The following is a 12,917-nucleotide window of genomic DNA, read 5'->3' on the forward strand; positions in this document are numbered from 1 at the left end:
GGTGACTATGATGACAACCCAAAACGAAACCCTGCCGACTGCGCGCAAACCCCTGGACCTGCGGCGCTTTCTCGATGACTGGGTGATGCTGGCGGCGGCGGTGGGGATCTTCGTGCTCTGCACCTTGCTGATCGATAACTTCCTTTCGCCGTTGAACATGCGTGGCCTGGGGCTGGCGATTTCCACCACTGGCATCGCCGCGTGCACCATGCTCTATTGCCTGGCGTCCGGGCATTTCGATTTGTCGGTGGGTTCAGTGATCGCCTGTGCTGGCGTGGTTGCGGCCGTGGTGATGCGCGACACCAACAGCGTGTTCCTCGGCGTCAGTGCAGCGCTGGTGATGGGACTGATCGTCGGGCTGATCAACGGCATCGTGATCGCCAAACTGCGGGTCAATGCGCTGATCACCACCCTGGCGACCATGCAGATCGTGCGCGGCCTGGCCTACATCTTCGCCAACGGCAAAGCAGTGGGCGTGTCCCAGGAATCGTTCTTCGTGTTCGGCAACGGCCAGTTGTTCGGCGTGCCGGTGCCGATCCTGATCACCATCGTCTGCTTCCTGTTCTTCGGCTGGCTGCTCAACTACACCACCTATGGGCGCAACACCATGGCCATCGGCGGCAACCAGGAAGCGGCGTTGCTGGCGGGGGTCAACGTTGACCGGACCAAGATCATCATCTTCGCGGTGCACGGCGTGATCGGTGCGCTGGCCGGTGTGATCCTGGCGTCGCGCATGACCTCGGGCCAGCCCATGATCGGTCAGGGTTTCGAGCTGACGGTGATTTCGGCCTGCGTGCTGGGTGGTGTTTCGCTCAGTGGCGGCATCGGCATGATCCGGCATGTGATTGCCGGTGTGCTGATTCTGGCAATCATCGAGAATGCGATGAACCTGAAGAACATCGATACGTTTTATCAGTACGTGATTCGGGGTTCGATCTTGCTGCTGGCTGTCGTCATCGATCGCTTGAAACAACGCTAAGATTTTTGTTTTTTGTGCTGACCCCTTCGCGGGCAAGCCTCGCTCCTACAGTGTGTCGTTAGCCAATTATGCGAATGACACATGACCTGTAGGAGCGAGGCTTGCCCGCGAAAGCGGTACAACTGATTCCACACCCTTCCGTCACTTCCCCCCAAATATCCCTTGCCCGTCCTAACCCGTTTCGGTTTCAATTTGTACATGATTAGACAGGTACGATTCGACAAGAAACAACGGGTGGTCGACGAACTCATCCGGCGTATTGAAAGCGGTCTCATGGAAGACGGCTTTCATTTGCCAGGCGAGCATCAGTTGGCCCAAGAATTCAACGTCAGCCGAGGTACGTTGCGTGAAGCCCTGGCCGAATTGAAACGGCGCAATTACATCGCGACGCAAAGCGGGGTGGGCTCCATCGTCACGTTCGACGGTGTAGCGCTCGACCAGCGCAGCGGCTGGGCCCAGGCCCTGGCCGACAGCGGCGCGCTGGTCAATACCGAAGTGCTGCGGTTGGAGGCGGTGACCCGTCCTGACCTGTTGCCACGTTTCGGCACTGACCAATTCATCACCCTCGACCGTCGCCGCCGTTCCAACGACGGTACGCTGGTCTCCCTCGAACGCTCATTGATGCCCGCCACCGGAGGCCTGGAAGGCTTGCCGCGAGTCGGTCTGATCGACAATTCCCTGACCATCACCCTGGCCGCCTACGGTTATATCGGTGAGCGCGGCGATCAATGGATCGGCGCCGAACCCCTGAACGCCGAAGACGCCGAACTGCTCGGACGGCCGGTCGGCACGGTCTTCATCAAGGCCTTGCGCACCACCTACGATCGACAAAACCGCTTCATGGAGCAAGTGGAAAGCTTGCTCGATCCCGTGCATTTTCGCATGCACCTGCAATTTGGGACGATGAAATGACGGCGCTCAATCGTGCCTTGGGCGCGTTCTACGGCCTGGCCCTGGGCGATGCCCTGGGTATGCCGACACAATCGCTGAGCCGCGATGAGATCAAGGCGCGTTTCGGCGAAATCAGCGACCTGCAAGACGCCGGTCCCCATCAACCGATCGCCGCCAACATGCCCAAGGGTTCGATTACCGACGACACCGAACAGGCGATCCTGGTCGGTCAGTTGTTGCTCGACGGCAAGGGCCGGATCGAGCCGACACTGCTCGCTCAACGGCTCATCGAATGGGAAGCGCAGATGCAGGCCAAGGGCTCGCAGGATCTGCTCGGTCCTTCGACCAAGCGCGCCATCGAGATGATCCTCGCCGGCCATTCGCCGGAAGAGGCGGGGCGCTATGGCACCACCAATGGCGCGGCGATGCGTATCACACCGGTCGGGATTGCTTCGGACGTGGCTGATCCCGAGCGTTTCATCGCCGCCGTGGTGCAGGCTTGCCAGGTCACTCACAACACCACACTGGGCATCTCCAGTGCAGCGGCGGTGGCGGCAGTGATCTCGGCCGGGATCAACGGCTTGGATCTGGGCGAGGCCTTGAACCTCGGTCAACAGATCGCCCAGCAAGCGCAGAACCAAGGCTATTGGGTTGCCGGTGGGCGCATCGCTTCACGAATCAGCTGGGCCAGGACCATCAGCGTCGACAACGACAAGGCGATGCTCGCCGATTTGCTGTACGAGGTGATCGGTACGTCGGTGGCTTCGCAGGAGTCGGTGGTGGTGTCGTTTGCCTTGGCCCAGCAAGTGGCCGTTGGCGAAATGAACGCCTTCGACGCGCTGTGCATGGCCGCGAGCCTGGGTGGCGACACCGATACCATCGCCGCGATTCTCGGGGCGATGCTGGGGGCTTGCCTGGGCCTCGAAAGTTGGCCAACGGCGATGATCGACAAGGTCAAAGCGGTCAATGATCTGGAGCTTGAGCCGTTGGTGACAGGACTTCTTGCCTTGCGCTGACAGAACTGACGCCTTCCCCTGTAGGAGCGAGCATGCTCGCGATGGTCGTTAACGATAACGCAGGGATTCCTGATACCCCGCGCCGTTCTCGGTTCCATCGCGAGCATGCTCGCTCCTACAGGGGGGCATTACCGACTGTAAAAATCTGATTTGCCCACAACCACAAGAATGGCAACAGGAGCATTTTTCATGAGTTCATCGAACGCCGGGCAGAACGCCGGGCAACTGGAAACCCGTGGCATCGAACCGGTGCCGGAAGCCGAGTGCAACGGTCATCCGTTGCAGCTGTTCTGGGTCTGGTTCGCCGCCAACATTTCCATCCTCGGCCTGCCACTGGGTGCGACCCTCGTGGCCTTTCGCGGCTTGGCGATTTGGCAGGCGATCATCGTTGCCATTCTCGGCGCTGCCGGTTCTTTCGCGGTGGTCGGGATCATCTCTATCGCCGGTCGTCGCGGTCGCGCGCCGAGCCTGACGCTTTCGCGCGCGATCTTCGGCGTGCGCGGCAATATCGGCCCGACGCTGGTGTCGCTGATGTCGCGCCTGGGCTGGGAAACCGTCAACACCACCACCGCCGCGTTCGTGCTGTTGTCGCTGTGCTCAATCCTCTTCGGCTCGCCGGTGGAAGCCAAAAGCGCGCCGCTGCTGACGTTGGTGTTCATCGCGATTTTCGTGCTGCTGACCTTGTCGGTGTCTGGCCTGGGTCACGCCACGCTGCTGGTAATCCAGAAGTGGGCGACCTATGTGTTCGGCGCGCTGAACATTCTGGTCGGCGGCTTCCTGTGCGCCACCATCGATTGGAGTGCGGTGTTCAACGCCACGCCGGCACCGATGAGCGCAATGATCATCGGCATCGGCACCATGGCGGCCGGCACCGGGATCGGGTGGGCCAACGCCGGCGCGGACATGTCGCGCTATCAGCACCGCAGTGTCAAAGCCGTGCGCCTGGTGGCCTCGGCCGCGTTCGGCGCAGGAATTCCGCTGGTGCTGTTGATCACCCTCGGTGGCTTGCTGTCGGTGGGCAACAACGACCTGGCATCGGCCACCGACCCGATCGTGGCGATTCGCGACATGCTGCCGACCTGGATGGCCGTGCCGTACCTGATCACCGCATTCGGTGGCTTGCTGCTGTCGAATAACCTGTCGGTCTACTCCGCCGGTTTGACCACGCTGACCCTGGGCCTGAAGGTCAAGCGCGTCTACGCGGTGGTGGTGGACATCGTCGCGATCTTCGCTGGCTCCATCTACTTCATGTTGATCGCCGACAGTTTCTACGGTCCGTTCATCACCTTCATTTCCCTGCTGGCGGTGCCGATCACCGCGTGGGTCGGGATCTTCGTGATCGATCTGATCCACCGTCACTACTACAGCCCCAAGGATCTGCTGGACGTCAGTCCGAGCAGCGCCTACTGGTATCGCGGCGGCGTCGAATGGCGCGCGTTCGGTGCCTGGGCGGTGGCCATCGTGCTCGGCTTCAGCTTCACCACCATCGGCACCACGGCAGAAAACGTCTGGTTCAAAGGCTTTTTGTCCGACTCGTGGCTGGGGCATAACGGCCTGGGCTGGATCGTGACCTTTGTGGTTGCCGGCGGCCTTTATTTCGTACTCGGCGGGGCGAAGGATCGTCGTGCCGCGCAGGTCGAGAATGCTCATGCCTAAATTGTTGTACACCGGCCAGGTCATCATCGATCTGGTCATGGCCGTGGATCAATTACCGCAAGCAGGTGGCGACGTGCTGGCGCAATCGGCCAGTTTCGAAGCCGGCGGCGGTTTCAACGTGATGGCCGCCGCGCAGCGTAATGGCCTGCCGGTGGTCTACCTCGGTCGCCACGGCACAGGACGTTTTGGCGACCTGGCCCGTGAGGCGATGAATACCGAAGGCATCCGCATCGGCATCGCGCATCCCGCCGAACGCGATACCGGGTTGTGCGTGGCGATCACCGACGCTTCGGCCGAGCGCAGTTTTGTGTCCTACATCGGCGCCGAGGGCGAGTTGACCGCCGAGGACCTGGCCAGTGTGCCGGTCGAGGCGGGGGACTATGTCGGCGTCAGCGGCTACAGCCTGCTGCATGTCGGCAAGGCACAGGCGCTGGTTGACTGGGTGCTGGACCTGCCGAGTGAGGTCAAGGTGGTGTTCGATCCGGGGCCGTTGGTGGATTCGCCGGATGCGCCGTTGATGAAAGCCTTGTTGCCGCGTATCGATCTGTGGACCAGCAACAGCGTCGAGGCGCTGCGGTTTACCGGGGCGCCGGATATCGATGAAGCGTTGGAACGCATGGCCGAACATCTGCCGGCCAAGGTGCTGATGGTGGTGCGAGACGGGCCGCAAGGTTGCTGGGTCAGCCAGGGTTCCGAGCGTCGGCATGTGCCAGGTTTCAAGGTTGAAGCGGTGGACAGCAATGGCGCCGGCGATGCCCATGCCGGGGTGTTTGTCGCGGGGTTGGCGCAAGGGTTGTCGCCGATTGACGCCGCGCGTCGGGCCAATGCGGCGGCAGCGTTGGCGGTGACCCGGTGGGGGCCTGCGACTTCGCCGGGGACGGCTGAAGTCGATGCGTTGATCAGTAAAACATGCGGTGACTGATCTGCCGTCATCGCGGGCAAGCCTTGCTCCTACAGTTTGGAGTCGCACTCGATGGGTGCGACCACCCATTCTGTAGGAGCAAGGCTTGCCCGCGATGGGGTCCTCAGACTCAAAACAAGAGTTCAAGCCTGCTGCAGTGCCTTGGCTGTAACGACCCGACGCCAGATCAACCGGCCTACGGTGATCAGCCAGTTGATCGAAGCGACGGTCAGCACCGTGAGCAGCAAGGTTGCCATGCCGTGCTCGACGATGATTTTCCCAGCGAGCAATGGAAAGCCAAACACACCGATGAAGTACGACAGGCTGAACAGCAACAAGGATTGCGCGGTGGTGCCGCCCGGTGCTTCATTGGCAGCCAGGCCATTGATCACTGAATAGGTCAGGCCGTAACCGACCCCGAGCATCACGGCCGCCAGCACATAGCTCAAGCCATCATTGACCCCGTAACCGAACATCAGGATCGAGCCCAGCATCACCCCTGACAAAAGGCACGATGCCCGCAACGGATCACGCTTGACCACGATGCCTGCGATCAACATCCGGCTGCTGATCGCGGCACTCATGAAGCCGAGGAAGAACAGCGAATAGTCGAGCGAACGTGCGGCGGCGTAGCTGGTCTGGAAACTCGACAGCCCCCCGAAAACACTGCCGCCGAGGCCGACCATGATGATCGGGAACACGGCTTTGGAGCTCAGCACTTGCCCTGTAGCTCGCCAGGAAATCCGTGACACCGACGTCGACTGCACCGAGGCGGCTTTCAAGTGTCGATCCAGCCGCCAGAACAGCACCACGCCGATCAGGCTGGCCAGCGCAGCCAGGTAAAACGCGGCGGTCACTGGATAGCCCAAAGCGCTCGCGGCGCGACCGAGCAACGGACCACTGCCGATCCCGGTCATCATGCTGCCCGACAGCAAGGCAAAATATTTGGCGCGCTGTGCAGGGCTGACCAGGCTCGCGACGATGATTGGCCCCAGGGTGTAGAACACACCCCAACCCAACCCCAGCAGCAAGCCGAAAAACAGCAGCAGATGGCCGAAGCCCGGTGTCATCGCAAAGCCCAGGCTGGCGGCCACCAGCAACAGACCGAACAGCGCCACGGAGCGGGCCGCGCCGAGCAGGTCGGACAGATGACCTGAGGCAATCACAGCGGCAAAGGTGCTGAGCATCGCCGCCGAAATCACGGTGCCGGCATCGTGCTCGTTACCTCCGCGTGAACCGATCAGCAATGACAGCAAAAAGGTCGAACCATAGGACAGCGAGAGCAAGTAACTGGCCAGGCAAAACAGGCCGAACAACTTGCCGGAGACACGGGGTGTTGCGGTAGACATGACGCGGTTCCTTGACCTGATAAATGCGCAGGTCATCTATCTATCATGCATCGCGTCTATGTTAGGTCCGAGGTTCATGATTTCAGGATCAGTAACCACCGGAGTAAATACCCCCCTGTAGGAGCGAGCATGCTCGCGATGGTGGTCCAGACAACGCGGGCATCCAGGCGTCCAGCGTCATCGTTAACGACCATCGCGAGCATGCTCGCTCCTACACTCGCCACAATTCGTGCGCCGACTTAGTATGGCGTTTTCCATTTTCCGACAAGGCACGTCCATGACGATCGAAATCCGCCCGGCGACCCCCAGTGATGCCCCGCAAATCCTCGCGTTCATCACAGAACTGGCCGACTACGAACGTGCTCGCCACGAAGTCATCGCCAGCGTCGCCGACATTGAGCGCAGCCTGTTCAGCGAAGGTGCCACCGCCCATGGCTTGATCTGCCTGCGTGATGGCGTGGCCATCGGTTTCGCCGTGTTCTTCTTCAGCTACTCCACCTGGCTGGGCAGCAACTGCCTGTACCTCGAAGACCTCTACATCACCCCGGAACAACGTGGTGGCGGGGCGGGTAAAACCTTGCTCCGGCATCTGGCCAAGATCGCCTGTGCCAATGACTGCGGCCGTTTCGAATGGAGCGTGCTGGAGTGGAACACCCCGGCCATCGACTTCTACAAATCCCTGGGCGCGCAGCCGCAGGAAGAGTGGGTGCGCTATCGCATGGATGGCAAGGTGTTGCGCGAGTTCGCCGAGGGAAATTAGTCGACCTTTAAAAGATCGCAGCCTGCGGCAGCTCCTACAAGGGAACGCATTCCACCTGTAGGAGCTGCCGAAGGCTGCGATCTTTTTTTGCCAAAATCCCAAAATATGGGATTGATATTTATATATTGAGATTTTGCTTCGTCCAGGTTTATAGTCCGCCTCACTCACTGCCAAAAACCAGAACAGGTGAAGCGATGCAGGCGCAATTGATCGCGCTCGATTGGGGGACGACCTCATTACGTGCTTACAAACTTGCCGAGGGCGGCCAGGTGCTCGAACAGCGCTCGCTGTCGTCGGGAATCATGCAGTTGCCCAAGGCGCCACGAATCATCAAGGGCCTGGAGTGCACCGACGGTTTTGAACTGGCGTTCGATGAGGCCTGCGGTGACTGGCTTGACGCTCAGCCTGATCTGCCGGTCATTGCCTGCGGCATGGTCGGCAGTGCCCAGGGCTGGCGCGAAGCGGCCTACCGCGATACACCGGCGAACGTCGCCAGTCTCGGCACCTCCCTGCAAACCGTGCGCAGCCAGCGCGGTATCGATGTGCACATCGTGCCCGGAGTGATCCAGCGTTCGCGTCTGCCCAATGTCATGCGCGGCGAAGAAACCCAGGTCCTCGGTGTGCTGCAATCCTTGTCGCACGAGGCGGGCGCCGATCTGTTGATCGGTCTGCCGGGCAGCCATTCGAAATGGGTGGAAGTGAGCGATGGTTGCATCGTCCACTTCGATACCTTCATGACCGGCGAAGTCTTCGCCGTGCTCAGCGACCACAGCATTCTGGGACGCACCCAGCAGCGCGGCGGCTCGTTCGACGGCGAGGCTTTTGATCGTGGCGTGCAAGTGGCGCTATCGACCGAGGGTGACATCGGCGTGCTCTCAACCCTGTTCAGCGCCCGCAGCCTGGGTTTGACCGGTGAGCTCAGTGGCGCCGCGCAAACCGATTACCTGTCCGGCCTGTTGATCGGTCACGAACTGGCGGCCCTGGCGAACGTTCAGCGCCAGCGTCGCAACAGCGTGCACCTGCCATCGATCGTGCTGATCGGCAACGCTCAGTTGTGCAGCCGCTATAGCCGTGCACTGGATGCCTGCGGCTTTGCCCGGGTGACCCTGGCCGAGCAGGCCACCGAACGTGGGCTGTGGCAATTGGCGGTCGCCGCCGGACTGATCACAGCAACCCCATCCCGTTAAACCTGACTGGAGCCCTGAAATGCTCAAACAAGCACTGGCGCAAAACGGTCTGATCGCCATCCTGCGCGGCCTGCGCCCGCAAGAGGCTGCCGCTATCGGCGAAGTCCTGTACGCCGCCGGATTTCGCGTCATCGAAGTGCCGCTCAATTCCCCCGAGCCCTACGACAGCATCCGCATCCTGCGCGATACCTTGCCCGCCGATTGCCTGATCGGCGCGGGCACGGTGCTGACGCCGGAGCAGGTCGAGCAGGTGAAGGCGGCGGGCGGTCAGGTGATCGTCATGCCGCACTGCGACCCCAAGGTCTTGCGTGCGGCGAAAGCGGCGGGCTTGTCACTGTCGCCAGGTGTCGCCACGCCCACCGAGGCTTTCGCGGCACTGGCCGAAGGCGCGGACATCCTCAAGATGTTCCCGGCCGAACAGATGGGCCCGGCCGTGGCCAAGGCCTGGCTGGCTGTGCTGCCGGCGGGAACGATCCTGGCCCCGGTCGGCGGCATCACCCCGGACAACATGCAGGTGTTCATCGACGCGGGCGTCAAGGGCTTCGGCCTCGGTTCGGGCCTGTTCAAACCGGGCATGACCCCTGAGCAGGTGGCGGCCAATGCCAAGGCCTACGTCGCTGCCTGGAAGGCCCTTCGCTAAGACTTTTTTGGCGCAATGAGCGCCGCATCTAACAAGAGAGACCGACAGATGAAAATCACCAAACTGACCACTTTCATCGTTCCGCCGCGCTGGTGCTTCCTCAAGGTCGAGACCGACGAAGGCGTCACCGGCTGGGGCGAGCCCGTGGTTGAAGGCCGCGCCCATACCGTTGCCGCCGCCGTCGAGGAATTGTCCGACTACCTGATCGGCAAAGACCCACGCAACATCGAAGACATCTGGACTGTGCTCTACCGGGGTGGCTTCTACCGTGGTGGTGCGATCCACATGAGTGCCCTGGCGGGTATCGACCAGGCGCTGTGGGACATCAAGGGCAAGGCGCTGGGGGTGTCGGTCAGCGATCTGCTGGGCGGCCAGGTGCGGGACAAGATTCGTGTGTATTCGTGGATCGGCGGCGACCGTCCGGCCGACACCGCGCGGGCGGCGAAAGAAGCGGTCAGTCGTGGTTTCACCGCCGTGAAGATGAACGGCACCGAAGAACTGCAGTTCCTCGACACCTTCGAAAAAGTCGACCTGGCCCTGGCCAACGTCGCCGCCGTGCGTGACGCGGTGGGGCCGAACGTCGGCATTGGCGTGGACTTCCATGGCCGGGTGCACAAGCCCATGGCCAAGGTGCTGATGAAGGAGCTCGATCCGTACAAACTGATGTTCATCGAAGAGCCGGTGCTCAGCGAAAACTACGAAGCGCTCAAGGAGCTGGCGCCGCTGACCAGCACACCGATTGCCCTGGGTGAGCGCCTGTTTTCGCGCTGGGATTTCAAGCGCGTGCTCAGCGAAGGCTACGTCGACATCATCCAGCCCGATGCGTCCCACGCCGGTGGCATCACCGAAACCCGCAAAATCGCCAACATGGCCGAAGCCTACGACGTGGCGCTGGCGCTGCATTGCCCGCTGGGCCCGATTGCCCTGGCGGCCTGCCTGCAACTGGACGCGGCCTGCTACAACGCGTTCATCCAGGAGCAGAGCCTGGGTATTCACTACAACGAGAGCAACGACCTGCTCGATTACGTCAAAGACCCACGAGTGTTCGACTACGACAAAGGCTTCGTGAAAATTCCGAACGGCCCGGGCCTGGGCATCGAGATCAACGAGGAATACGTGATCGAACGCGCCGCCGTCGGCCACCGCTGGCGCAACCCGATCTGGCGCCATGCCGATGGCAGTTTTGCCGAGTGGTGAGTTGACGCTGTCCCTGTAGGCGCGAGGCTTGCCCGCGAAGGCGACGCCTCGGTCTACCTGGTTTTCAACGGCGTCGGTACTGACGCCATCGCGGGCAAGCCTCGCTCCTACAGTGGGGTGTTGCGCCGCATCGACCTCAATAAACATAACAAGAGGCACCCCCATGCAACCGCAAACCCTCACCGGGCAGGCGTCGTTGGTGACGCCCAGCCGCAAGCGGTTTTTCATCATGGTCCTGCTGTTCATTACCGTGGTGATCAACTACCTGGACCGCAGCAACCTGTCGATTGCCGCCCCGGCGCTGACCAGTGACCTGGGCATCGACCCGATTCACGTCGGCCTGATCTTCTCCGCCTTCGGCTGGACCTACGCCGCCATGCAGATTCCCGGCGGCTGGCTGGTGGACCGGGTGCCGCCGCGCATCCTGTACACCGTCGCACTGCTGCTGTGGTCGATCGCCACGGTGATGCTCGGCTTCGCCGCCAGCTTCATCGCGCTCTTCGTCTTGCGCATGGCGGTCGGTGCCCTGGAAGCCCCGGCGTACCCGATCAACAGCCGCGTGGTCACCACCTGGTTCCCCGAGCGCGAACGCGCCACGGCCATCGGTTTCTACACCTCCGGGCAGTTTGTCGGCCTGGCCTTCCTGACGCCGGTCCTGGCCTGGCTGCAACATGAATTTGGCTGGCACATGGTGTTCGTGACCACCGGTGCGGTGGGCATTCTGTGGGCGGTGATCTGGTACGCGGTGTATCGCGAACCCCGGGATTTCAAAGGCGCCAACGACGCCGAAATCGAGCTGATCCGCGAAGGCGGCGGTCTGGTGGACATCCAGTCCGAACAGGCCAAAGTCAAAGCCAAGTTCAGCTGGACCGACCTGGGTATCGTCCTGAGCAAGCGCAAACTCTGGGGCATCTACCTCGGCCAGTTCTGCCTCAACTCGACGTTGTGGTTCTTCCTGACGTGGTTCCCGACCTACCTGGTGAAATATCGTGGCATGGACTTCATCAAGTCCGGGCTGCTGGCGTCGCTGCCGTTTCTCGCGGCCTTCATCGGCGTGCTGTGCTCTGGTTTCTTCTCCGATTTCCTGATCCGTCGTGGCTACACGGTAGGTTTCGCCCGCAAGTTGCCGATCATCAGTGGCCTGCTGATTTCAACCTCGATCATCGGCGCCAACTTCGTGGAGTCGACACCGCTGGTGATTGCCTTCCTCGCGCTGGCGTTTTTCGGCAACGGCCTGGCGTCGATCACCTGGTCGCTGGTGTCGACCCTGGCACCGGCGCGTTTGCTGGGGCTGACCGGCGGGGTGTTCAACTTCATCGGCAACCTGTCGGCCATCGCCACGCCGATTGTCATCGGCTTCCTGGCCACCGGTGATTCCTTCGCGCCGGCGATCACCTACATCTCGGTGCTGGCGTTGATCGGTGCGCTTTCCTACATCTTGCTGGTGGGCAAGGTCGAGCGGATCAAGTTGTAGTCGTGGCACGCGGGCGACCATAATGCCGCCCGTTCACTCGCTCAACGGTAAAGGCTGGATATGCAGGAAGACGCCCCAAAAATTGCCAAGGACGCCGCGCCGACCGGTACCCAGACCCTGCTTCGTGGCCTGGGTGTGGTTCAGGCCGTGGCCAGCGGCGCCCGCGATCTAAAGGAAATCGCCCGGCTGATCGGCACCACGCGCAGCACCACCCATCGCCTGGCCAGCTGTTTGGTGGACGAGCGCTATCTGCGGGTGGTGCCGCAAGTCGGCTATCTGTTGGGGCCGAAGCTGATCGAGCTGGGGTTTCAGGCGCGGGAAGAGTTGCCGCTGGTGACCTTGGCAGGTCCCTACCTGGATGAGTTGTCGGCGCTGACCGGCGACACCATCCACCTGGCGATCCGCGAAGGTGACGAGGTGTTGTACCTGCACAAAAATCCGGGGCGCAATGGCCCGGAAATGCGTTCACGGGTCGGGCATCGCATGCCGCTGGCGCGTACCGGAATCGGCAAGGCGTTGATGCTCGATGACACGCCGCAAGAGTGGCAACGGCTGTACGAAGTCAGCCTGCCTGCCGGTGGGAAAAATCAGTTCTGGCCACAACACCCGGAACAATCCTGGGAACAGTTCCAGCAGCGCATGCTGGAATACGTGGCCGGTGGTTATGCCTTCGACCTGGAAGACAACGAACCGTCGATCCGCTGCGTGGCCGCGCCCATTCGCGATGCCAGTAAACGCATTGTCGCCGGCATCAGCATCGCCAGTACCGTGCCGTACATGCCGCTGGAAAAAATGGCCGAGTTGATTCCGCTGATCAAAGGCGTCACCGCACGGCTGTCGGCGGAGCTGGGTTTGAAGGTGTAACCC

Annotated in this window: 12 protein-coding genes; 11 read left to right on the forward strand and 1 reads right to left on the reverse strand. The window is 61.7% G+C overall.

Features of this window, described 5'->3' with window-relative positions:
- The first annotated feature begins 10 nt into the window (after nucleotides 1–10).
- The 5 genes from araH to ABTV22_RS07665 all read left to right on the forward strand — a co-directional run bounded on the left by araH (nucleotide 11) and on the right by ABTV22_RS07665 (nucleotide 5,464).
- Entirely contained in the window at nucleotides 11–979 is a 969-nt protein-coding gene (araH, locus tag ABTV22_RS07645; protein WP_433741331.1) for an L-arabinose ABC transporter permease AraH, read from the forward strand.
- Between the two features lie 198 nt (nucleotides 980–1,177).
- Nucleotides 1,178–1,891, forward strand: coding sequence for a GntR family transcriptional regulator (locus tag ABTV22_RS07650; protein ID WP_433739286.1), 714 nt, complete (start codon nucleotides 1,178–1,180; stop codon nucleotides 1,889–1,891).
- Complete coding sequence (locus ABTV22_RS07655; RefSeq protein ID WP_433739287.1) at nucleotides 1,888–2,886, forward strand: ADP-ribosylglycohydrolase family protein; 999 nt, start codon at nucleotides 1,888–1,890, stop codon at nucleotides 2,884–2,886. The genes ABTV22_RS07650 and ABTV22_RS07655 overlap by 4 nt, the downstream gene beginning before the upstream one ends.
- A gap of 189 nt (nucleotides 2,887–3,075) precedes the next feature.
- The gene (locus ABTV22_RS07660) at nucleotides 3,076–4,542 is read left to right on the forward strand and encodes a purine-cytosine permease family protein (protein WP_433739288.1); all 1,467 of its coding nucleotides are present in this window, start codon (nucleotides 3,076–3,078) and stop codon (nucleotides 4,540–4,542) included.
- Nucleotides 4,535–5,464 (forward strand): PfkB family carbohydrate kinase, encoded by a 930-nt coding sequence (locus ABTV22_RS07665; protein WP_433739289.1) that lies wholly within the window; start codon nucleotides 4,535–4,537, stop codon nucleotides 5,462–5,464. The genes ABTV22_RS07660 and ABTV22_RS07665 overlap by 8 nt, the downstream gene beginning before the upstream one ends.
- A 122-nt stretch (nucleotides 5,465–5,586) precedes the next feature.
- On the opposite strand, the gene ABTV22_RS07670 is transcribed toward ABTV22_RS07665, so the two are convergent.
- Complete coding sequence (locus tag ABTV22_RS07670) at nucleotides 5,587–6,792, reverse strand: MFS transporter (RefSeq protein WP_433739290.1); 1,206 nt, start codon at nucleotides 6,790–6,792, stop codon at nucleotides 5,587–5,589.
- 277 nt (nucleotides 6,793–7,069) lie between these two features.
- Here ABTV22_RS07670 and ABTV22_RS07675 point away from each other — a divergent pair, with 277 nt between their 5' ends.
- The 6 genes from ABTV22_RS07675 to ABTV22_RS07700 all read left to right on the forward strand — a co-directional run bounded on the left by ABTV22_RS07675 (nucleotide 7,070) and on the right by ABTV22_RS07700 (nucleotide 12,914).
- On the forward strand, nucleotides 7,070–7,552 hold the full coding sequence (locus ABTV22_RS07675; protein ID WP_224536139.1) for a GNAT family N-acetyltransferase: 483 nt from the start codon (nucleotides 7,070–7,072) through the stop codon (nucleotides 7,550–7,552).
- 194 nt (nucleotides 7,553–7,746) lie between these two features.
- Nucleotides 7,747–8,739, forward strand: a complete 993-nt coding sequence (locus ABTV22_RS07680; protein ID WP_433739291.1) for a 2-dehydro-3-deoxygalactonokinase — start codon at nucleotides 7,747–7,749, stop codon at nucleotides 8,737–8,739.
- Nucleotides 8,740–8,758: 19 nt separating this feature from the next.
- On the forward strand, nucleotides 8,759–9,379 hold the full coding sequence (locus ABTV22_RS07685; RefSeq protein WP_433739292.1) for a 2-dehydro-3-deoxy-6-phosphogalactonate aldolase: 621 nt from the start codon (nucleotides 8,759–8,761) through the stop codon (nucleotides 9,377–9,379).
- Nucleotides 9,380–9,427: 48 nt separating this feature from the next.
- Nucleotides 9,428–10,576, forward strand: coding sequence for a galactonate dehydratase (gene dgoD / locus ABTV22_RS07690; protein WP_007908327.1), 1,149 nt, complete (start codon nucleotides 9,428–9,430; stop codon nucleotides 10,574–10,576).
- Between the two features lie 163 nt (nucleotides 10,577–10,739).
- Entirely contained in the window at nucleotides 10,740–12,050 is a 1,311-nt protein-coding gene (locus ABTV22_RS07695) for an MFS transporter (RefSeq protein WP_433739293.1), read from the forward strand.
- A gap of 60 nt (nucleotides 12,051–12,110) precedes the next feature.
- Nucleotides 12,111–12,914, forward strand: a complete 804-nt coding sequence (locus ABTV22_RS07700) for an IclR family transcriptional regulator (RefSeq protein ID WP_433739294.1) — start codon at nucleotides 12,111–12,113, stop codon at nucleotides 12,912–12,914.
- Nucleotides 12,915–12,917: the final 3 nt, after the last annotated feature.

Source organism: Pseudomonas putida, from assembly GCF_050990305.1.
Classification (GTDB): Bacteria; Pseudomonadota; Gammaproteobacteria; order Pseudomonadales; family Pseudomonadaceae; genus Aquipseudomonas; species Aquipseudomonas putida_AH.